Annotated in this window: 20 protein-coding genes; 17 read left to right on the top strand and 3 right to left on the bottom strand. The window is 66.5% G+C overall.

The features are described from left to right. The first annotated feature begins 120 nt into the window (after window positions 1-120). The 5 genes from ACQ450_RS05040 (at window position 121) to trxB (ending at window position 7,273) form a co-directional block, all read left to right on the top strand. Window positions 121-1,158 (top strand): hypothetical protein, encoded by a 1,038-nt coding sequence (locus ACQ450_RS05040; protein ID WP_431470753.1) that lies wholly within the window; start codon window positions 121-123, stop codon window positions 1,156-1,158. After that, window positions 1,159-2,982, top strand: a complete 1,824-nt coding sequence (locus tag ACQ450_RS05035; RefSeq protein ID WP_431470752.1) for a hypothetical protein — start codon at window positions 1,159-1,161, stop codon at window positions 2,980-2,982. Continuing rightward, a complete protein-coding gene (locus tag ACQ450_RS05030; RefSeq protein WP_431470751.1) occupies window positions 2,979-5,549 on the top strand; it encodes a DEAD/DEAH box helicase family protein in 2,571 nt (856 codons plus the stop codon). Before ACQ450_RS05035 ends, ACQ450_RS05030 begins: the two co-directional genes overlap by 4 nt. 467 nt (window positions 5,550-6,016) lie before the next feature. Then, a complete protein-coding gene (locus ACQ450_RS05025; RefSeq protein WP_188055627.1) occupies window positions 6,017-6,154 on the top strand; it encodes a hypothetical protein in 138 nt (45 codons plus the stop codon). 147 nt (window positions 6,155-6,301) lie between these two features. Further along, entirely contained in the window at window positions 6,302-7,273 is a 972-nt protein-coding gene (gene trxB / locus ACQ450_RS05020) for a thioredoxin-disulfide reductase (RefSeq protein ID WP_188055625.1), read from the top strand. A 24-nt stretch (window positions 7,274-7,297) separates the two neighbouring features. On the opposite strand, the gene ACQ450_RS05015 is transcribed toward trxB, so the two are convergent. Genes ACQ450_RS05015 through ACQ450_RS05005 form a run of 3 tightly spaced genes read right to left on the bottom strand, consistent with a single transcriptional unit; the run spans window position 7,298 to window position 9,056 of the window. Next, window positions 7,298-8,098, bottom strand: a complete 801-nt coding sequence (locus ACQ450_RS05015) for a hydrolase 1, exosortase A system-associated (protein ID WP_431470750.1) — start codon at window positions 8,096-8,098, stop codon at window positions 7,298-7,300. After that, complete coding sequence (locus tag ACQ450_RS05010; RefSeq protein ID WP_431470749.1) at window positions 8,086-8,787, bottom strand: hypothetical protein; 702 nt, start codon at window positions 8,785-8,787, stop codon at window positions 8,086-8,088. The genes ACQ450_RS05015 and ACQ450_RS05010 overlap by 13 nt, the downstream gene beginning before the upstream one ends. After that, window positions 8,784-9,056 (bottom strand): acyl carrier protein, encoded by a 273-nt coding sequence (locus ACQ450_RS05005; protein WP_431470748.1) that lies wholly within the window; start codon window positions 9,054-9,056, stop codon window positions 8,784-8,786. The genes ACQ450_RS05010 and ACQ450_RS05005 overlap by 4 nt, the downstream gene beginning before the upstream one ends. A 103-nt stretch (window positions 9,057-9,159) precedes the next feature. On the opposite strand from ACQ450_RS05005, the gene ACQ450_RS05000 reads away from it, so the two are divergent. The 12 genes from ACQ450_RS05000 (at window position 9,160) to ACQ450_RS04945 (ending at window position 24,582) form a co-directional block, all read left to right on the top strand. Beyond that, the gene (locus tag ACQ450_RS05000; protein WP_431470747.1) at window positions 9,160-10,674 is read left to right on the top strand and encodes an acyl-CoA ligase (AMP-forming), exosortase A system-associated; all 1,515 of its coding nucleotides are present in this window, start codon (window positions 9,160-9,162) and stop codon (window positions 10,672-10,674) included. Further along, complete coding sequence (locus ACQ450_RS04995; protein ID WP_431470746.1) at window positions 10,671-11,915, top strand: pyridoxal-dependent decarboxylase, exosortase A system-associated; 1,245 nt, start codon at window positions 10,671-10,673, stop codon at window positions 11,913-11,915. The genes ACQ450_RS05000 and ACQ450_RS04995 overlap by 4 nt, the downstream gene beginning before the upstream one ends. 102 nt (window positions 11,916-12,017) lie before the next feature. Further along, complete coding sequence (locus ACQ450_RS04990; RefSeq protein WP_431470745.1) at window positions 12,018-12,659, top strand: XrtA/PEP-CTERM system exopolysaccharide export protein; 642 nt, start codon at window positions 12,018-12,020, stop codon at window positions 12,657-12,659. 10 nt (window positions 12,660-12,669) lie between these two features. Further along, on the top strand, window positions 12,670-14,187 hold the full coding sequence (locus ACQ450_RS04985) for an XrtA system polysaccharide chain length determinant (RefSeq protein WP_431470744.1): 1,518 nt from the start codon (window positions 12,670-12,672) through the stop codon (window positions 14,185-14,187). A 10-nt stretch (window positions 14,188-14,197) separates the two neighbouring features. After that, the gene (locus tag ACQ450_RS04980; protein WP_431470743.1) at window positions 14,198-15,199 is read left to right on the top strand and encodes an AAA family ATPase; all 1,002 of its coding nucleotides are present in this window, start codon (window positions 14,198-14,200) and stop codon (window positions 15,197-15,199) included. Then, window positions 15,196-16,836 carry a hypothetical protein gene (locus ACQ450_RS04975; protein WP_431470742.1) on the top strand — a complete coding sequence of 547 codons (1,641 nt, stop codon included), beginning with the start codon at window positions 15,196-15,198 and terminating at the stop codon, window positions 16,834-16,836. Before ACQ450_RS04980 ends, ACQ450_RS04975 begins: the two co-directional genes overlap by 4 nt. A 33-nt stretch (window positions 16,837-16,869) precedes the next feature. Beyond that, a complete protein-coding gene (locus tag ACQ450_RS04970; RefSeq protein WP_431471166.1) occupies window positions 16,870-17,982 on the top strand; it encodes an AAA family ATPase in 1,113 nt (370 codons plus the stop codon). A 9-nt stretch (window positions 17,983-17,991) separates the two neighbouring features. Next, the gene (locus ACQ450_RS04965; protein WP_431470741.1) at window positions 17,992-18,834 is read left to right on the top strand and encodes an XrtA system polysaccharide deacetylase; all 843 of its coding nucleotides are present in this window, start codon (window positions 17,992-17,994) and stop codon (window positions 18,832-18,834) included. Further along, window positions 18,831-19,904 carry a FemAB family XrtA/PEP-CTERM system-associated protein gene (locus ACQ450_RS04960; RefSeq protein WP_431470740.1) on the top strand — a complete coding sequence of 358 codons (1,074 nt, stop codon included), beginning with the start codon at window positions 18,831-18,833 and terminating at the stop codon, window positions 19,902-19,904. Before ACQ450_RS04965 ends, ACQ450_RS04960 begins: the two co-directional genes overlap by 4 nt. Further along, window positions 19,904-21,112: a TIGR03087 family PEP-CTERM/XrtA system glycosyltransferase gene (locus tag ACQ450_RS04955; protein ID WP_431470739.1), complete on the top strand. Its 1,209-nt coding sequence runs from the start codon at window positions 19,904-19,906 to the stop codon at window positions 21,110-21,112. Before ACQ450_RS04960 ends, ACQ450_RS04955 begins: the two co-directional genes overlap by 1 nt. Next, a complete protein-coding gene (gene xrtA, locus ACQ450_RS04950; protein WP_431470738.1) occupies window positions 21,109-22,644 on the top strand; it encodes an exosortase A in 1,536 nt (511 codons plus the stop codon). Before ACQ450_RS04955 ends, xrtA begins: the two co-directional genes overlap by 4 nt. Before the next feature lie 45 nt (window positions 22,645-22,689). Beyond that, the gene (locus ACQ450_RS04945; RefSeq protein ID WP_431470737.1) at window positions 22,690-24,582 is read left to right on the top strand and encodes an XrtA/PEP-CTERM system amidotransferase; all 1,893 of its coding nucleotides are present in this window, start codon (window positions 22,690-22,692) and stop codon (window positions 24,580-24,582) included. Window position 24,583 lies beyond the last annotated feature (1 nt).

Raw genomic sequence — 24,583 nt, 5'->3', positions numbered from 1 at the left:
GGTACGTTTGCTCCCGACTCAGCTCCATCATACCGTCGCCTGCAGACGCTCGGACTGACGGTCGCAATCCGGCACTATAACGACCGATCAGTCCCAGGGCTTGGTGGGCTGAGCTTCGGCATGCCCATCGCGTGGTCGTTACTCGGCGTCTGGTTAGCTGAGGAGATTGGCAATCAGGTTCGGCCGCTCTCGTGCGCCAATGCGATCGAAGCTGCAGTTATGGTCCAGGCGCTGAAAGAACGGCGCAAACGAGCGCGCGGCCACCGCAAGCTTGCCGGTGTTTCTGATACAAGCTTCAAAGCTTTGAGCGGACGCGGGGCGTATGTGACACAGCCCTACCGGATGGGAACAGTCGAGCCGCTGCTGCGGTTGGGGCTCGTTGTTGGCGCGAGCCAGCGGTTTAATCTGTATCGCCTAGCGCCGCCAGGCGAACGCATCCTCCAAAACCTGAAGGCGGAACAGAACAAATTGAGAGCTTGGGCCACTGGCTCGAGCCTGACGCGAATCGGGCGCTTGGCTCCGGACGCCGCCTTGCCGGCAGCTTCCGCCAAGCTCCTCGAACGTCAACTGCGTGATTATGGTGACGCCCATCGGCGCAGAGCCCTTCTTGATCTTCCAGAAGAGGTTCTGCGCGAGGCAAACATGACGAGCGCTAAGCCGCCTACAGGCATCGAGCAGGCCCACTGGAATGACATGCGTAGCGGTGTGGCTCTGATCCAGCTTCGCAAGGCTGCACTCGACGCAATTGCAGTGATCGAGGAACAGCTTACGTCAAGCGGACGAGCTGGGCTGACCGTGCACCAAGCAGCGGAGGCGGCTGGCAGCAAGCTGGAGCAAACTGCGGTACTGGCGAGTACAATGCTCGCTCGCGACGATACCAGCCCGGGCCAGCTAGCCCACGAATTCGCCCGAGTCTGCCGATCATCGGCGGAGGTCGTCATCGCTGAGCTCGCCAGGCGCGACGGAACCGTGATCAGGCTGTTGCCGAATGGGCAGGTGGGCCTCGGCCCAGCCGGAGGACAGCTCGCTACGGGAATGGACGACGAGGCGGACCAAGAAGGTCTTGGGGAGACCACCACGGTTATTCCTGAGCTTCCCAGGATCCATAACCTGTACGCGCTCAAGCGCGACTTGCAGCTGAGCATGGCGGATCATTGAGTGGAACGAACAACCATACTCAGTTGCTTCACGCCGCCCGAAGGGTTCGAGGGCAATTTCGGCTGGGTTTGCGGCTTCACCGCGAATGCAACAGTCTTGGAGGAAATGGCCGATCGGTTCACCTCCGGCGTGCGGCGGCCGCGTCCGTCACTCGCCGCCTTTTTGCATCCCACATCTTTCCACTATCCGGTCCTGCGCGGTGTCTCAGTTCCCTTCAGGCGCTCGAGTGCCGACTGGTCATTCAACCTGCTTCACGCAAAGGTGGCCCTGCTCCATTTTGTGGGTCCGCATGGCTCTCGGCTGCGCCTGGTCGTTTCTACCGGGAATTGGACCTACGATCCGATGTCGACCAGCCTCGACCTGTTCTGGATCGTCGAATGGGATGAAGCTACTCCCGATCGCCAAGCTGCCTCTGACATCAGAGCCGCAGCGGCGATGTTTGTATGGCTTAGGCAGCTGTTTGATACCTCGGTCCTCGAGGCCGATTGGGGCCATGGAACTCCTGAAAACGGACTGCGACGGGCTGTCGAACTCCTTCCCGCTAAACGCCTCCCTCCCAGCCGCTTTTTAGACTCGCGCAAGGGTTCGTTGCAGGAGCAAGTTTTGCAGGGGCTCGCCCAAGCGCCACACAAGCGCAACCGCGTACTCATGGGATCGGGCTATTTCGAAACTGGAGAGCATGCCGATAGCGGAGTGCTGTCCGAGTTTGTTCGACAGCTCTCGGAGCGCGGATTTGCCACCGCTAGACCGCGCGTCGACGTCATATTGAACCACGACGCCTGTCAGGGGCTCGCCGCGCAGCGTCCGGAATTGGAGAAGCTTGAGTGGCAGTTCAGGCGCCCGTTCAGTCGCGACCTGCCGGGAGCTAAACTCCACGCTAAGTTCATTTTTAGCGCGGGAGGGTCCCAGAACTGCTCAAATCCCTGGTGCTACATCGGATCGGGAAATCTTAGTCGCATTGGGTTCACGCGCAGCGTCCGGAACGGCGGAAATCTGGAAGCAGGTGTCCTCTTCTTTCCTGAGGAACATTTGACGTGGCACGGGGATGACAAGGCCGCATTGTCTCGCCGATTGCCGATCGATTTGAACAGCACTGTGGCGGTCACCGAGCTTTCAGACGGCGATCCCTATGAGGCGCCAGCACCTGCCATCACTCCCCCACCGGTTAGTTATCTCGTGTGGCGCGATGCCACTTTACAGCTGCCCGATGGGGCGCCGAGCGACATCGCCGTTACCGTTCGCATGGGGAGCGAATGGCTTCCCCTGCCTCTCGCGATGCCTGAACCTCTCGTAACGGCAGTGCTTGGCCCTTCGGGTGCAGAGGTGCCGATCCTCACCAACGGAGGCTTCATTCTTCCTCCCCCGGCGCCGAAACGATTGGACGATGTCCTGCACGAGCTCGCGATGTTCCCGCAAGCAATGCCCAGTGAACGCGATGGTGACTTCGCGCGCGACGACGCGGGTAATGAGGACTCTCCCAGTCCTGATAAGGCAGCGGCCGACTACCCGCTAAGGTGGGCCATGAGGCTGGTCGTTAAGCTCACCGAATATCAAGGCGTGCGAACTCCTGCTGAGTGGGAGCGATGGGCCAACCGGCTGGATGAGCTCCTCGAAGCGGTGACCGAACCTGAAAGCGAAATGATCGCTGCCCTGCGTCTGTGCGGCATTGACCCCCTTTCCGCGCTGCTTGAGCCCATGTTCCAGCCGGCCGACCTGTCCGCAGAGCAGCGAAACCGGCTCATCCCGGTCATCGCGCGAATCCGCAAGCTCTGGGAGCTGGATCAATGCGCATCGCTCGTACCGGGCAAAGGCGGAGCTAAATGAAGCTACAATGGACTGACGTTGCCGATCGCCTCGAGGAGACCGCCCTTGGTGATACCTTAGCCGATGGAACGAGACTGCAGGACGGTCAGCGCGCGGCGCTCCTGGCTATCTGCGAGCGACTGCGCGGTGGTCAACGGGCGCTATTACTCGCCGACGAAGTGGGCATGGGCAAAACTCTCATCGCTGCTGCGCTGATCAAAGCTGTGCAACGCAGCGGCGGGCGAGCCGCGATCATCATCCCGCCAGGCCTTGGAGCTCAGTGGCAGGCTGAGCTGAGACGATTTGACACAGCCGATCACACGTTATCTCCGCTGCGGTCCTATTGGGGCTTCATTCAGGCATATGCCCGCGCAGAACACCTTTCAGATCGACAGCTTTTGCGCGAACGGCGTGAGCGAGAGTTAGCGGATCGGCGCCTGCAGCTGCAGCTGCCTTCCGGGACCTGGGCACAGGAGCCTCTGCTCTTGCTGTCGCACACCCTTGGCCGTCTCGTGCAAACGGAGGGTACTCAGACCGAGTATCAGGCGCTACTTGACGCTATCTTGAAGGTGCACGCAGGGACGCGCGCTTATCGCCGCGATCCGGCCAAAGCAGCCTATCAGAACGTTGCTCGAGCAGCCGCTGAACGTATCCTCGCCGGGCTCTCCTCTCGCGAGCAGCGGCAGCTTTGCGAAGGCCTCACGCATCGAACGCCCGACCTTCGCAAGGCTATCTGCCTTGCCATGGGACGTGCTCTGGGCAAGTTTGATCTCATTGTCATTGACGAAGCGCACAAGACCCGCGGGACCGAGAGCTCCTTATCACGCGTGCTGGACACACTGGTTTGGAAGTCAGAAACTGCGTTTCACCTTGGCATGACGGCCACACCGGTTGAACTCGACCCTGATCAATGGACACACACGCTCGCTCGGTTGAGTGTTCGAAGTGAACATCTGACGGAAATGGCTGATGCGATCCAGCGGTACGATCGCGAGGTTCAGAACATTCAGGCTGACGAGGCCCTTACTTCGGATTTGGTCAACCGATATGCTGAAGCTTCTCGCATTTTACATTCTGCACTTGCGCCATGGGTGTTGCGGCGAGACAAGCGAGAGGATGACCTTCTCAAGCGCTTCGAAAAAGCCTGTGGCTCGCATCGCGAGATTGTTCCGATTGAAGTGCCGATCTCGACTATGCCCCTCGCATGGCGACGGATTTTCCTAACCAGCGAAGCGCTCTCCCAATTGCACGAAGAGCGCCTGAGTCCTCAAGATCGGCGGATGCGGCTGTCGTTGCCCAGCGGTCGCTCTCTGCGGGATGAGGCTGAGGAAATGGCTCGATTGCAGGCATGCGATGACGAGATGATGCAGGTAGATTCGCCAGGCGAGCCGATTGGTCCTTGGCAACGCCTTAGCCGCGAACTGCTTGGTGAGGAGGGCATCAGTCTGTTCGATCACCCAGCGGTAATCCGTACTGCTGAGGAAATCGAGATCGCCGTACGCGCGGGGCACAAGGTTCTCGTATTTGGCAGGTTCATTAAACCGATGCGCGCGCTAACGTTCTTGCTCGACGCGCGTGAGATGGTTCGACGCCTTTGCGCCGAAGACAAGGTCGAAAACAGATGGCCTCAGGCTGGACTTGGCGAACTCGACAGTGAACGAGAGGCTGCGCTGAAGCAGGCGCTGCGCGACCCGGCCGTGAACACGCGCGGGCTCGATCGTGATGCGGTGGATAAGACCCTTCGCGAGCGTGCAAGTCGTTTTGAGACAGTGCGCCGAGCGAATCTCGAAGCAATGCGCCGCGAACTTGCCGACGACCCGGAAGCAGCCGACCTCAGAGAGTTCTGGTTAGCAGACGGCGGAAGACGTGATGGCAATTCAGCGCTCCTAGCTGCGCTTGAAGACCAGCGTAGCTTCTCCGAGCGACATCAACCTTGGACCAAGGAAGCCTTGTTGGCGGCTTTTCGTTCCCTCGTTAGCGAAGTCACAAGTGGCGACCAGGCGGACGATTCTGACGCTGACTTGAAGGCGCGTCTCGATGAGCATCTGTTCGACTTCGCGGGCCGCGAGGGGCACTTCGCCCGTTTAATGTATGGCAATACGGCACCACAAACGCGGCGGCTCTTGCAGGCAGCATTCAATCGCGAAGGGAGCTGGCCGCAAGTTCTGGTGGCACAATCACTCGTGGGACGAGAAGGACTAAATCTCCATCAGTCGTGTCGAATGGTTGTGCTGCTTCACCTCGAGTGGAACCCGGCCCACGTCGAGCAGCAAATTGGCCGAATCGACCGCATCGACAGTAAGTGGGCGCGCGAGGCGGAGGCTTATTTGGGAACGGGGGACGTTTCGAACTCACCCCCCAGGATTGTCGTTCGCCCGGTCATTGTCTCTGGCTCCTACGACGACCATCATTGGTCAGTGCTCAAGCGAAGATGGAATAGCATGAGAGCACAGCTTAACGGCGATATTATACCAGAAGCTAATGCTGATACGTCGGAACCAGAGCGACAGGCACTGTTTGACAAGATCAGAGCTGCAACGCCCACCTTCGCGCCACCTCCACTGGCGTACCACCAAAGGAAAGTGTGAGAATGCTGCTATCGCGATCAACCTCCTATGCCCGCTCTGCTTCAGCGTCTGGTAGCGGACCTTCGTCGACTTCGACGGGAGCCGCCAATGAAGACGCGACTCTATTGCTGACCACGTCCAATGTCCGGCGCTGGGGGAAGAGGATCGGTTCGGGCCCATTTTTGACGCTTGCACAGGCCCAAATGACATGGCTCAAACGCAGCCTGAAAACGGTTCGTCGGGTCCCTGAATCGCTTCATCGCAAGGTCCCATCTTGGGGGTAGTGAAGGGGGTATTTCTGGGGGTATCGATAAAATTATTACAATATATCAACTCGATATTTGGTAGTCATGGATCCCTCCTCCGCTACCACCATTCCCCGCCGATACTCGTCCTCGCATCGAAATACGCACCTCTCCGGAGAAGGCGTGCGTCGTAAAACCTTCTACAAGGATTGCATGAGACGATCGGCGGAAGGAGATGGCACCATGCGAAAGCTTTCTGACGTGCCCGCGCATTTTGCAGAGCCCAGCGACATGCCGCACGTGGCCGCGCCGCTCTTGCTGGGCCTTGCCGTCTGCGCGTCGCTGCTGGTCTGGGTGGCGCTCGCCTGGGCGGTGCTCTGATCGGTCGCTGCGTCGCAAGCAAGCCGGGCTTGGCGGCGCCACAGCAATAATATCCGTGCCGTCCATTGCCGCATCACCGGCACGCCCCATGTTGCGCATGGCGGTGCCGTTCCCCTAGATGCGGCATCGCCAACATCGGACGGATCCATGACTGCAACCCACTCCACGCGCATGCTCATCCTCGGCTCCGGCCCTGCCGGTCTGTCGGCGGCCATCTATGGCGCGCGCGCGGGCATGGCGCCGATCGTCGTCCAGGGAATTCAGCCGGGCGGCCAGCTTACGACCACCACCGATGTCGAGAATTATCCCGGCTTCCGTGACGTCATCCAGGGTCCCTGGCTGATGGAGGAGATGCAGGCGCAGGCCGAGCATGTCGGCGCACAGATGATGTGGGACACGATCGTCGACGTCGACCTCAGCCAACGGCCGTTCCGGCTCGTCGGCGACGGCGGCACCGTTTACGTCGGCGACGTGCTGGTGATCGCCACCGGCGCCCAGGCCAAGTGGCTGGGACTGGAGAGCGAGGAGCTGCTGAAGGGCAAGGGCGTCAGTGCCTGCGCCACCTGCGACGGCTTCTTCTACCGCGGCAAGAAGGTGGCGGTGATCGGCGGCGGCAACACTGCGGTCGAGGAGGCGCTGTACCTCACCAATCACAGCCATGACGTGACGCTGATCCACCGCCGCGATTCGCTGCGCGCCGAAAAGATCCTCCAGGATCGCCTCTTCGCGAACGAGAAGATCACGGTGCTCTGGAACAAGCAGGTCGAGCGTTTCGTGGGGGAGGGTGATCCGGCCGGGCTGGTCGCGCTGCAGCTGAAGGACACGCAGACCGGCGAGCTTTCTCGGCTCGACGTCGAGGGCGGGTTCGTCGCGATCGGTCACCATCCGGCGACCGAGCTGTTCCGCGGCCATGTCGCGCTGGACGACGACGGCTATGTCATCGTCACTCCGGGCACCACCAAGACCAACGTACCCGGCGTGTTCGCCTGCGGCGACGTGATGGACAAGCATTATCGCCAGGCAGTGACGGCGGCGGGCACTGGCTGCATGGCGGCGCTCGATGCCGAGCGTTTCCTGGCAGAAGCCGATTTCGAGAACGTCGCCCGCGCGGCGGAATGACGCGCTGATCGTTGCGTGGAGCGCTCAGCCGAGCGCTTCGCGCACGCGCTCGAACAGCCATTGCTTGTCGCCCTCGCGCGCGAAGCTGTGGCTGTCGGTATCGCGGCCGTGCAGGGCGGTGCGTGTGCGGACCCGATCGAACATCGGCGCCTTCCACTCGTCCCGAAAGGCGATCGCCGTATTGTCGCCTGCAGCAAGCAGGATCGTGACCGGTACCGGCGAGGCATCAAGCGCACCGGCGAGCCGCGCCGCCAGCCTGGCTGGTGCGGCGGGGGCAGGGGTGGCGGAAGCCTTGGCCAGGCCGCGGGCCAGCTTCCGGATGTCCACGCCGCCGCGTACCAGCCGCAGCCATTCGCGCGGATCCCTCAGCTTGGCGGCATAGCGCGCGCGGATCGCCGCGGCAGGCGGCAGATCGTCGATCGCCTCGATCGTCCACGGGTTCGCGAGGATCAGTGCATCGAAGCCGGCATGTTCGTGGAACAGCGCAAGCGCGCTCGCTGCGTCGCAATTGCCGAGTCCGGTCAGCCGCTCGAGCCTGGGCACGGCATTACGAAAGGCGCGCACCGCCGCTGCAATGTCGTCGCGGCTGCTGTCGAACCCCCGATTCTCGCCGCTTGAATCGCCGATTCCGCGCCGGTCGAATCGAAAGACGGAAACGCCCAGCTCGGCCGCCACGCGCCCCGCGAGGAGCGCCATCCCGCGATGCGCGCCCATCCGCAGTTCGTTGCCGCCGGAAACGATCAACAGGCCCTGGGGGCCCTCGGCAAGGTCCAACGTGCCGACGAGAGTCTCGCCGGCGCAGGGAAACGCGATCAGCCGCCGCATTGCCGCACCCACTCCGCGAGATCGCGCGCGAGCACCGCCGCGAGCGCGGGGTCGTTGTCCGGTTCCGCACGCCGCCAGAGTGGCACGCCGGGCACGCGCGCATCGGCGACGGCCGGATCGCTCTCCAGCCGCACCACCCGGAGCGGCGCTTCGCGGCTCCGCTCGGCGACGTGGAGCTCGCGCAGCAGCCCCCGGGCAATGCGATTGCCTGCCAGCGTCACCGGCGGGCCGTCGTCGGCTGGATTGGCGAGATCCAGCGTAACTGCCGAATCGGGTTCGGCGACTCGCTGTGCACGCAGCAGCTCGCGGACCAGTGCATCGCCTGCGGCAGGGGCGAATTGCCAGCGGCTCGCCACTGCCGCGTCCCGGTCGAGCAGTGCGCCGCCGCGGATCGCCGCCGCATGGATCGAGGGCGCGTCGATCGATGCAGCCGCGGCGGCGAAGGCGGCGCGCCAACCCTGGATGGTCGCTTCCTCGGTCGGCACCGGGCTTTCTCCGGTGCCGGGCAGATCGGGCAGCGCGCCGCCGATGCCGTGCTCGCCGAGTGCGCGTAGCAGAGTCACGGAAAAGCCGCGGGTGCGGTTCGCTTCCTCGAACAGCGGCAGTGCCAGGATCACGACCGGAGCGTCGACCGGGCCGAAGCGCAGCATCGCCTCGCGCCCGCCGGCCCAGTCGTATCCGTCGATCATTTCAATGCCTTGGCCGCCGCGAAATGAGTGAGCGCGCCGAACGTCTCCAGCATCTCGCCATCGACTTCGTCGTCTTCGATCAGGATGCCGAGCCGATCCTCGAGCTCGGTGAGCACACCTGCAACGGCCAGCGAATCAAGCTCGGGCAGCGCGCCGAACAGCGGCGTTGCCGCATCGAACGTCGCGGCGCGGGCGGGGTCCAGGCCAAGCACGTCGCGCAGCACCGCACGCACCGTGTTCTCGACCTCGACCGTTCTTTCGGGCAGCACGCGCCGTCTCCTTCGCTGGTGCAGCGTCGCTAGCGGCTGTCGACAGCGATGCCAAGACCAAGGGGCTTTCTGCGGAGCGGCCAGTGGCGCTATGCGGGATGCGATGATCCCGCTCGATCCCGTGCCGCATCCGATCGACGCGCTGCCGCTGCGCGGCAGTCCGGATGCGGCCGCGCTCGAGGATCGCACGGGAACGCTCAGCTACGCCGAGCTTGAGGCGGGGGTCGGGCGGCTGGCGCATGTGCTGGCGGCGCTTGGGCCAGGCCTCGGCGGCCGCGTGGCGAGCTGGCTTCCCAAGACGCGCACTGCCTGTCTTCTGCCGCTGGCGGTGCCGCGCGCGCGCCAGGTGCATGTCCCGATCAATCCGATTCTGAAACGTACGCAGGTGGCGCATATCCTCGCCGACAGCGGGGCCGAGCTGCTCGTGACTCAGGCCGCCCGGATCGCCACGCTCGAGCCCGGCGACGTCCCGCCGGGTTGCCGCATCGTCACCGAGGAGGAACTGGCGGAGGCGGGGGATGCGCTGCCGCCCTCGGCCGCCGATTCGAGCGCTCTGGCGGCGATTCTCTATACCTCGGGTTCCACCGGGCGCCCGAAGGGCGTGATGCTCAGCCACGCAAACCTCTGGCTCGGCGCGATCAGCGTCGCGCACTATCTGAAGGTCACTCCCGACGATCGCCAGCTCGCGGTGCTGCCGCTCAGTTTCGACTATGGCCAGAATCAGCTGCTCAACAGCTGGGCGGCGGGGGCCTGTGTCGTGCCGCTCGACTATCTCGCGCCGCGCGACGTCGTGAAGGCGGTGGAGCGCCACCGCGTCACGACCATCGCCGGCGTGCCGCCGCTGTGGGTGCAACTGCTCGAGGCCGAGTGGCCCGAGGAGACGGCGGGGCGTGTGCGGCGGCTCACCAATACCGGCGGCGCGCTGACTCCGCGCATGGTGCGCGGGCTGCGCGGCCGGTTCGCGCAGGCTGATCTCTACGCGATGTATGGCCTCACCGAAGCCTTCCGTTCGACCTATCTCGATCCGTCGCTGATCGACGCTCACCCGGATTCGATCGGGCGCGCGATTCCGTTCGCCGAGATCCTGGTCGTCCGTCCCGACGGCAGCCGCGCGGGCCCCGACGAGCCGGGCGAGCTGGTCCATGCGGGACCGCTGGTGGCGCAGGGATATTGGCGCGACGCCGAGCGGACCGCGCAGCGTTTCCGGCCCGCGCCGGGCTTTGCTGAAAGCCACGGCAGGGCCGTCTGGTCCGGCGACACGGTGGTCGAAGGGAGCGACGGGTTGCTCCGCTTCGTCGGCCGCGACGACGAGATGATCAAGAGCGCCGGAAACCGGATCAGCCCGACCGAGATCGAGGATGCGGTCCTGGCCGGCGGCGAGGCTGCGGAGGCAGCGGCGTTCGGCGTGCCCGACGATCGGCTGGGGCAGGCGATCGTCGTGGTGGTACGCGGCGACTCCGCGCGCGAGGAGGAACTGCGCGCCCGGCTGCGCCGCGACCTGCCCAGCTTTCAGCAGCCGCGCGAGTTCGTCTGGCGTGCCGATCTGCCGCGCAATCCGAACGGCAAGCTGGATCGTGCCATGCTGAAGGCGACGCTCGGCGAAAGGGAACGAGCATGACGAGCGCGAAGCCGATGGGGCCGATCCCTCCCGAATTCGCCGGACAGGACGTGCTCACCATCGCCGGGCGTACGGCAGGGGATTGGGCGTCCGAGGCAGGCGACACGCCGCTCTTCGTCTATGATTTCGGCATTGTCGCTGCGCGGATCGCGCGGCTGCGCGCCGCGCTGCCGGGCGAGGTCGAGATCCACTATGCGATCAAGGCCAATCCGTTCGCGCCGCTTCTCGAAGCGATCGCGCCGCGGGTCGGCGGTCTCGACGTGGCTTCGGCGGGCGAGCTGGCGAAGGCGCTGGCGGTGAAGCCCGCCGCGCACATCAGCTTCGCCGGCCCCGGCAAGCGCGACGCCGAGCTGGAGGCTGCGCTTCGCGCGGGCGCGACGATCAATCTCGAGTCCGAAGGCGAAGCGGATCGGGCGCTGGCGATCGGCTTGCGGCTGGGTATCGCTCCCCGCGTGGCGGTGCGCGTCAATCCGGACTTTGAGCTGCGCGGATCGGGGATGCGCATGGGCGGCCGCGCTTCCCCCTTCGGCATCGATTCGCAGCGCGTGCCCGACCTCGTCCGCCGCCTGCTCGCGGAAAATGCCGACTGGCAGGGCTTCCACATCTTCGGCGGCTCGCAGTCGCTCGACAGCGCAGCGATCGTCGAGGCACAGGCCGAGACGGTGAAGCTCGCCGCCGCGCTGGCGCAAAGGGTCGGCCGGGTGCCGCCGCTCGTCAACCTGGGCGGCGGATTCGGCATCCCCTATTTCGCGGGCGATGCGCCAGTCGATGTCGAAGCGATCGGCGCGGCGCTCGGTGAGGCGCTGGCGAGCCGCCCGCCGGGGCTGGACGACAGCCGCTTCGCGATCGAGCTCGGCCGCTGGCTGGTGGGAGAGGCGGGCGTTTACCTGACGCGCATCGTCGACATGAAGGAGAGCGGCGGCGAAACCTTCTATGTGGTGGACGGCGGGCTGCACCACCAGCTCGCCGCGACCGGCAATTTCGGAACCGTCGTCCGCCGAAACTATCCGGTCGCAGTGGCGGCGCGGATGCAGGCAAGGCCCGCGGGCACGATCTCGGTCGTCGGCCCGCTGTGCACGCCGCTCGATCGGCTGGCGGATCGAGCGGCGCTGCCGGAGGCGCAAGTCGGCGATCTCGTCGCGGTGTTCCTTGCCGGGGCCTATGGCGCGACGGCGAGCCCAAGCGCGTTCCTCGGCCATCCGCCTGCGCGCGAACTGCTGGCGAATGGCAGAAACTCCTAACGCTAATTTTACCTCTTGCCCCCCATAGCTTCCCCGTTCCTGCGCGGATTGGCCGGTCGAGACGTCGCCGGCGAGTAGCCGTGCGTGGCGGGAGGTTCGAAAATGGGTTTGTACGGATTCGGCAAGACTGTCGCGGTGCCGCTTGTGGCTGCGCTGCTGCTCGCCGGCTGTATGGGCGCGAGCCGCCCCGAACTGCCGCCGGCAACCTTCGGCGGCACCCGTGAAGCGCCCGGCGAGGAATATATCATCGGCCCGATGGATTCGCTTCAGGTGTTCGTCTGGCGTAATCCAGAGCTTTCGACCAAGGTTCAGGTGCGTCCCGACGGCCGCATCACCACGCCGCTGATCAGCGACATGCCCGCCGCCGGCAAGACGCCGGCGATGTTGGCCGACGACATGAAGATCGCGCTCAGCGAATATATCCGCGACCCGATCGTATCGGTGATCGTCGAGAATTTCTCGGGCACCTCCAGCCAGCAGGTGCGTATCGTCGGCGCCACCGAGCGGCCGGCATCGATCCCCTATCGCGCGAACATGACGCTGCTCGACGCGATGATTACCGTCGGCGGGCTTTCCGAATTCGCCTCGGGCAACCGGGCGCGGCTGGTGCGGTTCGACGCAAGCTCGGGCCGCCAGCGCGAATACAGCCTGCGTTTGTCCGATCTCCTGAAGAATGGGGACGTTTCCGCCAACGTGCGCCTGGAACCGGGCGACGTGATCATCATCCCCGAGAGTATGTTCTGAGGCGCCGCGCATGGGAGGTCTCTACGACGAGTTTCGCGCTGCGCTGCACGCGATCTGGATGCGCCGCTGGATCGCGCTGGCGGTCGCGTGGGGCGTGTGCCTGCTCGGCTGGCTCGTCGTGTCGCAGATCCCAAACGTCTATGAATCGCGCGCACGGGTCTTCGTCCAGCTGCGCCAGATCCTGCCCAACCAGACCAACGTCAATCAGGTGGCCCAGCAGCAGCGCGAGATTGATCGCGTGCGTCAGACGCTCACGTCTGCGGTCAATCTGGAGAAGGTCGTGCGCGGCACTGAACTCGCCAACACCGTCGCCAGCGACCGCGACGTGGCGGATCGCGTCGCCTCGCTCCAGAAAATGATCAAGCTCACTGCCCAGCAGGACAATCTGTTCGAGATTTCGGCGACGGCGGGCGATCCGCGGCTGGCCCAGTCGATCGTCCAGAAGATGATCGACATCTTCGTCGAGGACAATCTGGCGAGCGACCGGGACGAGACGAGCCAGTCGCTGCGCTTCCTCGACCAGCAGCTCGAGCAGCGCCAGCGCCAGCTTCAGGAAGCGGAGGCCGCGCGCGCCGAATTCGAGCAGCGGTTCCTCGGATCGCTGCCGGGCACCGGATCGCTTTCCGAGCGCCTGTCGGCGGCGCGCACCGAGCTCTCGCGGATCGAGAATGATCTCGTCGCGGCGCAGAGCAGCCTCAACTCGGTCAATGCGCGGATCGCGGCCACGCCGCGCACCGTCGCGGGTGGCGGTGGAACCGCCACCGCCGGCCCGGCCCGGGCGCGGCTCGCCGCAATCGAAGGCCAGCTCGCGGAAGCGCGGGCGCGGGGCTGGACCGATAATCATCCCGATGTGGTGGCGCTGCAGAGCCAGCTTTCGGCGGCACGTGCGGCAGCCCGCAGCGAGCCGGTATATGGCGGCGGAGGATCGACCGTGAATCCCGCGCTCGTCGGGCTCCAGTCGATGCAGGCCGATCGCCAGGCGGAAGTGGCGGCGCTTACGCAGCGCAAGGCGCAGATCGAAGGCGATCTGGAGCAGCTGCAGGAGCGGCTCGAGGCCGAGCCCGGCGCGGCTACCGAACAATCGGCGAGCGAACGCAATTATCAGGTGCTCCGGGCGCAATATGAGCAGCTTCTCGCCGATCGCGAACAGGTGCGGCTGCGCTCGCAGGTGCAGACCGAAACCGACGCGGTGAAATTCAGCGTGATTGATCCGCCCACGGCGCCGCGCGTGCCGACTTCGCCCAACCGCCCGCTGTTGCTCACCGCCGTGCTGATCGTCGGCCTCGGCGCGGGCGTTGGCGCCGCCTTCGCGCTCGGCCGCTTGCAGACGACCTTCCCGACCGCGCGGCGGCTGGAAAAGGCGAGCGGCATGCCGGTGATCGGCGCGATCGGCGAAGTCGTCACCGATGCGCAGCGCGCGCTGCGGCGCAAGCGGCTCACGCTCTTCGCGGGCGGCACCGTCGCACTGGTGATCGCCTATGTCGGCCTTGTCGGCGTGGAATTCGTGCAGCGCGGCATGATCGCGTGAGGAGGGGCAGATGAACGACTCCACACCGCGCCGCTACAAGGGAACGTTGCTCGAGCGAGCGGCGGAGCATTATCATTTCGGAGTGCCCGTCGCTCCCGCAGTCAAGGTGCGCGAGCGATCGGCTCCGGTCCCCGCGCCGGCTCCCGCCGCTCCCCCGGCACCGGCCCCCCAGCCTGCGTTCGAGAAGGCGCAGGCTCCCGAAGGACCGACGATTCGCCGCGGCTCCGAAGTCCGCGACGTACCGGATCATCCGGCGCCCCGATCCGCCGCGCCGGGCCGCCGCCGCGTCGCGATCGATCGCGAGCGGCTGAGCGAGCTGGGAATGATCGTGCCCGGCAGCGCCGTCACGCCGCTCGCCGAGGAATTCCGGCTGGTGAAGCGCCAGCTGCTGCTCACCGCGCGAGCCGTCGCCGGTGCCGACGCCGATCGCGCGCGCATGGTGCTCGTCTGTTCGGCGCGGCAGAACGAGGGCAAGACCTTCTGCGCGATCAATCTGGCGCTCTCGATGGCGGCCGAGAAGGACTTCGAAATCCTGCTCGTCGACGCCGATTTCGCCAAGCCCGATATCTTGAAGCGGCTCGGCGCGGACGAGGGTCCGGGCCTGCTCGACGCGCTTTCGGGCAGCATCTCCGATGTCGAGGAATGCATCCTCGATACCGATATTCCGCAGCTTTCGATCCTGCCCGCCGGCACGAAATCGGCGAACGACACCGAACTGCTCGCCAGCGACCGTGCCCGCGCCGTGCTCGATGCGCTCGCCGCGGCCAATTCGCGCCGCATCGTCATCTTCGATTCGCCGCCGGTGCTCGCGGCGTCGCCCGCCTCGGTGCTGGCGCTGCACGTCGGGCAGGTGATGCTGGTCGTGCGCGCCGACCAGACCAATGAGGGCGATCTGCGCGAGGCCGTCGCCATGGTCGACGCGTGCGAGCATATCCAGCTCGTGCTGAACGGTGTCTCGTTCCAGCCGAGCGGCTATCGCTTCGGCTCCTATTACGGGGAGGCGGCGAAGTGACTCTGCCGAACGGTGCCTTCTCCGCGCGAACGACGTGCTCGGCGATCGCGCTCGCCGCCGCGGCGACGCTCGCGCTTCCGGCCGCGGCGCAGGATCGCCAGCGGCGCGCCGACCTCGCGCCCTATATCGAAGTGGGGCAGGTTCTCACCGGCGATCTTTCGGGCGATGACGTGCTCACCTACACGCGCGTCTCGGCCGGTGTCGACGCTTCGGTGCAGACGCGCCGCGTCCAGGTGGCGGTCTCGTACAACTATGAGCACCGCTTCGCCTATGAGGACGATCTGGCGGACAGCTCCGTCCATACCGGCGTCGCCCGCGCCGCCGCCATGGTGCTGCCCGGCTTCAGCGTCGAAGGCGGCGCGGTCGCCACGCGCGCGCGCGCCGACGTTCGCGGCGACGTCCCCGGAAGCCTGATCGGCAACACGAGCAACGTCAGCCAGATCTACTCGGGCTATGCGGGGCCGACTCTCGCCACGCGCGTCGGTCCGGCGAACGTCAACGCCGGCTATCGCTTCGGCTATACGCGCGTCGAGGCGCCGGGGGTGACCGGCGCTCCGACGGGCCAGCCGCCGATCGACTTTTATGATGATTCCACGTCGCATCTGGCGACTGCCAGCGTCGGCGTTCGCGCGGGCGCGGTCCTGCCGGTCGGCCTCACCGCCAGCGGCGCCTGGGAGCGCGAGGAGGCGGGCCAGCTCGATCAGCGCTACGAGGGGCGTTATGCGCGCGGCGACGCAGTGCTGCCGGTCGGCCGCGGCCTCGCGGTCGTGGGCGGCGTCGGCTATGAGGAGATCGAGATCAGGCAGCGCGATCCGCTGCGCGACTCTTCGGGCAATCCCGTGACGGACGGCAATGGCCGCCAGGTCACCGATCCCGCCTCGCCGCGCCGCATCGCCTATGACATCGACGGCATTTTCTGGGATGCCGGCGTGATCTGGCGCCCCAGCACGCGTACTTCGCTCGAGGCGCGCGTCGGCAAGCGCTACGGAAGCTGGAGCTACACGGGTTCGCTGAGCTATCAGCTCGGTCGCGCGAGCGCGATCCAGGTCGGCGTCTACGACAGCGTGCAGAGTTTCGGGCGTCAGCTGCGCAACGGCCTGGCATCGCTTCCGACCGACTTCCGCCCGATCTCCGATCCGTTCAACAGCGGTTACAACGGATGCGTGTTCGGCGCTTCCGGTTCGGCCGCGGGCGGTTGCCTGCCGGGCGTCTTCCAGTCGATCGCGACCGCCAACTATCGCGCGCGCGGCGTCGACGCGGTCTTCGCGATCAATCGCGGTCCGCTGCGGATGGGGCTGGGCGCGGGCTATTCGAACCGCGAATTCATCGCGCCCGATGGCGGTGCCGGGTTCAGCGTGAACGGGCTGAGCGACGACACTTTCTACGCGCAATTCTTCGCGGGGCAGCAGGTCGGCGCCTCTGGCCAGCTGAGCGGCAATCTCTTCGTGAACTATTACGACAGTGGCCTGCCGGGTTCGGAGGGGCTGTTCGGCTGGGGCGCGAATACTGCTTATTCGCACAGCTTCGGCCGCCTCGGTGCCACTGCGGCGCTCGGCATCTATGGTGTCGGCCAGGCGGCGGAAGCGGACAACAGCGTCGCCGTCCAGGCATTGCTGGGCCTGCGCTACGGTTTCTGAACGGGGAGGGGGGGCTTCCCGCGGAGTGAGATGATGTACGATGACCACTATGGACTGAGCGGCCGGCCGTTCGCGCTGACGCCCGATCCGAAATTCTGGTTCGATACCGCCACGCACCGCAAGGCGATGGCCTATCTCGGCTATGGTCTTTCGCAGGGCGAGGGCTTCGTCGTCGTCACCGGCGATCCCGGCGCGGGCAAGACGACGCTGATGGGGCACCTCCTCGGCCAGATCGACGAGGAACGGCTCAACGTCATCAAGATCGTCTCGACGCAGGTGCAGGCGGAGGATCTGCTGCTGATGGTCGGCACCGGGCTCGATCTCGATCTGCTCGGCCAACCGAAGGCGGCGATGCTCGCCGCGATCGAGAAGGGGCTGCACGGCGTCGCCCGGACGGGCCGGCGCACCCTCCTGGTGGTGGACGAGGCGCAGGCACTGCCGCTCGAAAGCCTGGAAGAGCTGCGGATGCTCTCCAATTTTCAGGCCGGCGGCTTTCCGTTGCTGCAGATTTTCCTGCTCGGCCAGCCGGAATTTCGCGCGACTCTCTCGGACCCGCGGCTGGAGCAGCTGCGCCAGCGCGTGATCGCGATGCACCATCTCAGCGGGATGGAGGCCGACGAGGTCGAGCCCTATCTGATCCATCGGCTTTCGATCGTCGGCTGGCGCGGCAAGCCGCGCTTCACCAACGATGCCGTCGCGGCGATGTACCGCTGGTCGGGCGGCAGTCCGCGCCGGCTGAACCAACTCGCCGGCCGCGTGCTCCTCTATGGCGCGATCGAGCGGATCGACACGTTCGGTGGTCCGGAACTCGAAGCGGTGATCGCCGATCTCGATCATGACACGCCGCTGTCGGCCGCTCCGCTCTCGGCCGGTCCGCGGTCGGGGCCTGCGCCGGTCGCGCCGCCCGAGCCGGTGGCGCAGCCCGCGTCCGCATCCGCCCCGGCCGTCAAGGACGCGGAACCGCGCCCAGAGGCAGCGGGCGCTGGCGACAACGCGGCGCTCGCTCGCCGCATCGCCGACCTCGAGACTCAGCTGCGGGGGCAGGACGAGGCGCTGCGGCGCGTGCTGACGCTGCTGGTCGATTGGGTCGAAAGCGACGGCGCGAAGCGGCCGGACATCTCCGCGCTCCGCAACACGGCCGCCTGAGGCGGGTCGATGGTCGCCAACGCCCTCTCGGTCGACATCGAGGACTGGTTTCAGGTCGGCGCCTTCGAAACGGTGATCGCGCGCGAGGAATGGAGTGTGCTCGAACACCGCGTCGAGCGGAACACCGATGCAGTGCTCGAGCTGTTCGCCGAAGGTGGCGTATCCGCGACCTTCTTCACGCTCGGCTGGGTGGCGGACCGACATCCCGCGCTGATGCGGCGGATCGTCGAGGCGGGGCATGAAGTCGCCAGCCACGGCTGGGACCATCAGCGCGTCTTCACCATGGGGCCCGAGCAGTTCCGCGCCGATCTCGCTCGCGCCCGGGCGACGCTGGAGGATGCGACGGGAGCGAAAATCTCTGGCTATCGTGCCCCGAGCTTCTCGTTCGATAGCCGCACGCCCTGGGCGCACCGCGTGCTGGCCGAGGAGGGCTATGCCTATTCGTCGAGCGTTGCGCCGCTCCGGCACGATCATTACGGCATGCCTGATGCGCCGCGCCGCGCCTATCGCCCGCTGAACGATTCGGGTCTGATCGAGCTGCCGGTCACGCTCGCGCGGTTCATGGGGCGCGAAGTGACGGCGGGCGGCGGCTTCTTTCGCCTGCTCCCGGCCAGCGTCACCGACCGGGCGATCCGCGCGGCCAATGCGGAGGGTGCACCCGCGGTCTTCTACTTCCATCCCTGGGAGATCGATCCCGGCCAGCCGCGCGTCGATTCCGCGCCGTTCAAATCCCGCCTGCGGCATTATGCCCGGCTTGGCGCGATGCGCGGCAAGCTGGCGGCGCTGATCGCGGCCCATCGCTGGGACCGAGTCGATCGCGTCCTCGACGGCGTCGCAGAGGTGCGCGCTTGAACGCGCCGCTGCTCTCGCGGCCGCTGGCGTTGCGCAGCGCCGACCTCGCCGACCCGATCGAACGGGCGCGGATCGGCGCCTTCGTGCATGATCATCCCGAGGGCACGCCGTTTCACTTGCCTGCCTGGAGCACGGCGGTTGCGCGCGGCTGCGGTCAGAAGGCGCACTATCTGATCGCCCAGCGTGCCAATGGCGAAGTCGCCGGCGTGCTGCCGCTCACGGAAGTTCACTCGCCGCTGTTCGGCCGTGCGCTCGTCTCGGCGGGCTTCGGCGTCGGCGGCGGCATTCTTGCCGAAGGAGCGGGGCCTGTCGCTCCTCTCGCCGAAGCCGCATGGGAACTGGCCGCCCGGCTGAGCTGTCCGACGGTCGAGCTTCGTGGCGGGGCGCATCCGGGCGCCGCCTGGATGGCGGACGAGACCACCTATTGCGGCTTCACCCGCGATCTTGCCGAGGATGACGAGGCCGAACTCAAGGCCGTTCCGCGCAAGCAGCGTGCCGAGGTGCGCCGCTCGTTCGAGAAGGAACTCGAAATATCCGTCGGCTGTCACGTCGATGACGCTGCGGCGCACTATGCCGTCTATGCCGAGTCGGTCCGCAACTTGGGGACCCCCGTATTTCCCCGGAGGCTCTTTTCGGAGGTTTTACGGGAATTTGGCAATTCCGCGGATATGCTGACCGTTCGGCATCGGGGAGTGGCAGTGGCAAGCGTTCTGAGCCTGTACTGGAACGGAACCGTCTATCCTTACTGGGGCGGCGGAACGGCCGCCGCACGCGCGCTGCGCGCGAACGATCATATGTACTTCGGTCTGATGAGCCATGCCCGCGAGCGCGGGTGCCGTCGCTTCGACTTCGGCCGATCCAAGACCGGCACGGGCGCCGCCGCCTTCAAGAAGAACTGGGGTTTTGATCCCCGGCCGCTCGCCTATTTCACGCGCACCGCCAACGGCGCGGCGCCGCGCGTCGTCAATCCGCAGGACCCGCGCTACCGGCTGCAGGTGGCGGCGTGGCAGCGCCTGCCGCTTCCGATCGCCAATCGCCTCGGCCCCTGGATTTCGAAGGGGCTCGGGTGATGGGCGACATCCTGTTCCTCGCGCACCGGATTCCCTTCCCGCCCGATCGCGGGGACAAGATCCGCGGCTTTCATATCCTCAAGCATCTGTCGGAAAAGAAGCGCGTCCACCTGATCGCCTTCGCCGACGATCCCGCCGATCTGAAGCGCAAGGGCGGTCTTGCGAAATACACCGGCAACCGCTCGATCATCTGGCGCTCGAAGCCGCAGGTGACGGCGGGGCTGCAGGCGCTGATGTCGCACCGGCCGATGTCGTTGACGGCGTTCGACAACCAGCCGCTGCGTCAGGCAGTCGACAATATCCTCGCGCGCCATGCGATCGACACCATCTTCGTCTTCTCCAGCCAGATGGCGCAATATCTCCCGGCGCGGCCGCGCCAGCGTGTCATCATGGACTTCGTGGACATGGATTCGGCCAAATTCGCTGCCTATGCGCAGGGGTCGAAGGGGCCAATGGGCTGGATGCTGGCGCGCGAATCGCGACTGCTGCTCCAGCATGAAAAGGCCGTCGCCGCACGCGCCGACGCCAATCTCTTCGTCAGCGAGGCCGAGGCGCAGCTGTTTCGCGAGCGCACGGGCGCCGATCGGGTGCACGCGATCGAGAACGGGATCGATACCGATTTCTTCGACCCGGCCGCCCAGTTCAAACGCATCGATTCGATGGGATCGCTGATCGTCTTCACCGGCCAGATGGATTATCGCCCGAACATCGAAGCCGTGACCTGGTTCGTCGAAACGATGCTGCCGCACATCCGCATCGCGCATCCCGATGCGCAATTCGCGATCGTCGGGCGCAATCCCACCGAGGCAGTGAAGGCGCTGGCAAAGCAGCGCGGCGTGATGGTGACCGGCGAAGTCGCCGATGTGCGCGGCTGGCTTGCCGCCGCCGCGGTCACGGTGGCGCCGCTGAAGCTGGCACGCGGCGTGCAGAACAAGGTGCTGGAGGCGATGGCGATGGCGCGGCCGATGGTCGCTTCCACGGCCGCGGCGCAGGGAATCGATCATCGCGGCACGATCCGCGTTGGGTCCACGGTGGGCGAAATCGCCGAAGCCGTGACCGAACTGCTTTCCGATCGGGCCAAGGCCGCCGAGCTCGGCGCCGCCGCACGGCGCCAGGTGATGGAGCGCTACAGCTGGGAAGCCCGGCTCGCCCCGCTCGATGAGGTGCTGGGGCTGCCGCTTCGATCCCCGCGGCGGTCGGCGGCGTGACGCTCGCCTATCCGGCGTCGGAGTTCACGCCCGAGGAGGTCCGTTTCGGCCGCGGCTGGCAACGCCATGCCGCCGTGCTCGCCGGTGCCTGGGCAGTGCTGCTGTTCCTCTTTCGCGGTGACGTCGCCGATCTCGCGACGATCTACTGGACCAACACCACCTTCGGCCATTGCCTGTTCGTCGCGCCGGTGGTGGGCTGGCTGGTGTGGCAACGCCGCGCCGAGCTTTCGCAGCTGGCGCCCGCGAGCTGGTGGCCGGGGCTGGCGCTGGTCGGCGCGGGCGGGTTCGGCTGGCTGCTCGGCGATGCGGCGGGTGTCGCGCTGTTCCGCCACCTCGGGCTGGTGCTGATGCTGCAGGGCGCGGTGGTGACGGTACTCGGCCCGCATGTCGCGCGTGCGCTGCTGTTTCCGCTCGCCTATATGCTCTTCCTCGTGCCTTTCGGCGAGGCGCTCCAGAAGCCGTTGCAGGATCTCACCGTCGCGATCCTGATGCCGCTGCTGCACGTCACCGGAGTCCCGGCGACGGTCGACGGCGTGCTCATCACCACGCCCAATGGCTATTTCGAAGTGGCCGAGGCCTGTTCGGGCGCCAAGTTCGTGATCGCGATGCTCGCCTATGGCGTGCTGGTTGCGAACGTCTGCTATATTTCCTGGCCGCGTCGGATCGCCTTCCTCGCCATGGCGCTGGCCGTGCCGATGATCGCGAACGGACTGCGCGCCTGGGGCACGATCTTCGCTGCTTTCCATACTTCGGTCGAGGCTGCGACCGGTTTCGATCACATCCTCTATGGCTGGGTCTTTTTCGGTGTGGTGATGGCGGGCGTGCTCGCGATCGGCTGGCGCTGGTTCGATCGCGATCCCGATGCGCGCTGGTTCGATCCTGCAGATTTCCCGCCGCCGGCCGCGCGCCGCATCGACGCGCCCGTCGCAGGGCTGCTGGTGCTGGCGATGGCGAGCCTGTTCCTCGCCTGGAGCAGCGCGATCGCCGCGCGCGCGGCCACGCTCCCGCCGCAGGTGACGTTGCCCGCGGTGCCCGGCTGGGAGCCGGTGCCGCTCAGCCAATCCGCTCCCTGGTCTCCGAATTATCCGGGCGCCGATCACTTCGCGCATGCGCGCTATCGTGACGGCTCGGGCGTGCCTGTCGATCTGGTGGTGGCGGTCTATGGCAGCCAGTACGAAGGCAAGGAACTGGTCGGCTTCGGCCAGGGCGCGATCCGCCAGAATGATCGCTGGGTCCGCATCGAGGATCTGCCGCCGCTCGACGGCGGCGCTGCGCTGCGCATGACGCACCCCGGCCCGATCGAGCGCGAGACCGTCACCTGGTATCGGGTCGGCGACGCGCTCACCGGCAGTGCCGCGCGAGTGAAGCTCGAAACGCTGAAGGCGAAGCTGCTTGGCGGTTCGCAGGCGGGCGTCGCGGTGCTGGTCTCCGCCGAGGGCGCGCAGGGCGAGACGCGCCCCGCCATCGAACGCTTCCTCGCCGCGCTCGGGCCGGTCGAGGGGCTTGCGGATCGCGCGTCCGGAGCCGATTAGGCACGCGTGCCTTTCCTGTCCCGTCCTTGAGGCGATGAAACGCTGATGTGCGGCATCGCCGGCCTCTATTATCCCGCCACGCCCAAGCCGGTCGATCCGGCGCGTGTGGATGCGATGACGACGGCGCTCGCCCATCGCGGGCCCGACGGGGCGGGGGTGTGGACCGCGCCCGGCGTGGGTCTCGGCCATCGCCGGCTCGCGATCATCGATCTGGAAAGCGGCGCGCAGCCGATGGCGACGCCCGATCTGTCGCTCGTCACTGTCTTCAATGGCGAGATCTACAATTTCCGCGAAGTGCGTGCCGAGCTGGAGGCGCTGGGCGCCAGGTTCGAGACGCACAGCGATACCGAAGTGCTGCTGCACGGCTGGCGCGCCTGGGGGCCCGATCTGCTCGAGCGGCTGAACGGCATGTTCGCCTTCGCGCTCTATGACGCGCAGCGCCGCAGCCTCTTCCTCGCGCGCGACCGATTCGGAGTGAAGCCGCTTCACTATGCCGAATTGTCCGACGGCGCGGTCGCCTTCGCCTCCGAACTCAAGGGGCTGCTCGCGCACCCGCTGTTCCGCCGCAGCCCCGATTTCCGTGCCGTCGAGGATTACATGGGCCTCGGCTATGTGCCCGATGACGCGTCGCTGCTTGCGGGCGTGAAGAAGCTCCCGGCCGGGCACTTCCTGCTGCTCGAGCGCGGCAAGCCCGTGCCGGCGCCGGTGCGCTGGTTCGATGTCGACTTCTCGAACCGCGCGACCGGCAAGCCGCGCGATCTGGAGGCCGAGCTGGTCGAACGCATGCGCGCGGCGGTGCGCAGCCGGATGGTGGCGGACGTGCCGCTGGGCGCCTTCCTCTCGGGCGGAGTCGACAGTTCGGCGGTGGTCGCGCTGATGGCGGAGGCGAGCAAGGCCGCGGTCAAGACCTGCACCATCGGCTTCGACGAGGCCGATCATGACGAGACCGCGCATGCGCAGCGCGTCGCCGAGCGATTCGCCACGCGCCACCACAGCCGCATGGTCGCGTCGGACGATTTCGCGCTGATCGACACATTGGTCGCCGCGTTCGACGAGCCGTTCGCCGACGCCTCGGCGCTACCGACCTATCGCGTGTGCGCGCTGGCGCGGGAAAGCGTGACGGTGGCGCTATCGGGCGACGGGGCGGACGAAGCGTTCGCCGGCTATCGGCGCTACCGTTTCCACGCCGCCGAGGAGCGGGTGCGCGACCTGCTGCCGCAGCGTTTTCGCGAGCCGGTGTTCGGCACGCTGGGGCGTCTCTACCCCAAGGCCGATTGGGCGCCGCGCCCGTTCCGCGCAAAGACGACGCTGCTCGCGCTCGCCGAGGGGGGCGAGTTCGCCTATCCCAAGGCGGTCGGCGTCACGCACCCCGGGCTTCGCCGCCGGCTCTACACCGATCGCGCGATGGCTGCGCTGGGCGGCCACCGCGCCGAGCAGCGCTATGTCGAGGCGATGCGCCAGGCGCCGGCGCGCACCGGCCTCGATCGCGCGCAATATGCCGATATCCGACACTGGCTGCCCGGCGACATCCTGACCAAGGTCGATCGGGCGAGCATGGCAGTGAGTCTCGAGGCGCGCGAGCCGCTGCTCGATCACCGCCTCGTGCAGTTCGCTGCCACCTTGCCGCCGTCGCTCCGCATCAAGTCGGGGCAGGGCAAGTGGCTGATGAAGAAGGCGCTCGAACCCTATCTGCCGAACGAAATCCTCTATCGGCCGAAAATGGGCTTCGTCACGCCGGTGAGTGCCTGGTTCCGAAAGGCGCTCGCCGAGGAAGCGGCGCGGCTCGCCCAGTCGCGCATGCTCAAGGACAGCGGCTGGTTCGATCTGGAGGTCGTCGGCACGCTCGCTGCCGACCACCGCGCGGGCCGCGCCGAGCACGGCCGCACGCTGTGGCAGCTGCTGATGCTCGAACGCAGCCTGACGCGGCTGTTCGGCTGAA

Source organism: Sphingosinithalassobacter sp. LHW66-3 (assembly GCF_050703275.1).
In the GTDB taxonomy this organism is placed as follows: Bacteria; Pseudomonadota; Alphaproteobacteria; order Sphingomonadales; family Sphingomonadaceae; genus Sphingomonas.
The sequence above is the reverse complement of the archived record's forward strand: the minus strand, read 5'-3'. Positions and strand labels throughout refer to the sequence as shown.

Coding starts and splice junctions, on each gene's coding strand:
- ACQ450_RS04970 (WP_431471166.1), top strand. CDS start 16,870: ATGTACGATGACCACTATGGACTGAGCGGCCGGCCGTTCGCGCTGACG.
- ACQ450_RS05010 (WP_431470749.1), bottom strand. CDS start 8,787: ATGATCGACGGATACGACTGGGCCGGCGGGCGCGAGGCGATGCTGCGC.
- ACQ450_RS05015 (WP_431470750.1), bottom strand. CDS start 8,098: ATGCGGCGGCTGATCGCGTTTCCCTGCGCCGGCGAGACTCTCGTCGGC.
- ACQ450_RS04985 (WP_431470744.1), top strand. CDS start 12,670: ATGGGAGGTCTCTACGACGAGTTTCGCGCTGCGCTGCACGCGATCTGG.
- ACQ450_RS05040 (WP_431470753.1), top strand. CDS start 121: ATGCCCATCGCGTGGTCGTTACTCGGCGTCTGGTTAGCTGAGGAGATT.
- ACQ450_RS05030 (WP_431470751.1), top strand. CDS start 2,979: ATGAAGCTACAATGGACTGACGTTGCCGATCGCCTCGAGGAGACCGCC.
- ACQ450_RS04990 (WP_431470745.1), top strand. CDS start 12,018: ATGGGTTTGTACGGATTCGGCAAGACTGTCGCGGTGCCGCTTGTGGCT.
- ACQ450_RS04980 (WP_431470743.1), top strand. CDS start 14,198: ATGAACGACTCCACACCGCGCCGCTACAAGGGAACGTTGCTCGAGCGA.
- ACQ450_RS04995 (WP_431470746.1), top strand. CDS start 10,671: ATGACGAGCGCGAAGCCGATGGGGCCGATCCCTCCCGAATTCGCCGGA.
- ACQ450_RS05000 (WP_431470747.1), top strand. CDS start 9,160: ATGATCCCGCTCGATCCCGTGCCGCATCCGATCGACGCGCTGCCGCTG.
- ACQ450_RS04955 (WP_431470739.1), top strand. CDS start 19,904: ATGGGCGACATCCTGTTCCTCGCGCACCGGATTCCCTTCCCGCCCGAT.
- ACQ450_RS05025 (WP_188055627.1), top strand. CDS start 6,017: ATGCGAAAGCTTTCTGACGTGCCCGCGCATTTTGCAGAGCCCAGCGAC.
- trxB (WP_188055625.1), top strand. CDS start 6,302: ATGACTGCAACCCACTCCACGCGCATGCTCATCCTCGGCTCCGGCCCT.
- ACQ450_RS04945 (WP_431470737.1), top strand. CDS start 22,690: ATGTGCGGCATCGCCGGCCTCTATTATCCCGCCACGCCCAAGCCGGTC.
- ACQ450_RS04965 (WP_431470741.1), top strand. CDS start 17,992: ATGGTCGCCAACGCCCTCTCGGTCGACATCGAGGACTGGTTTCAGGTC.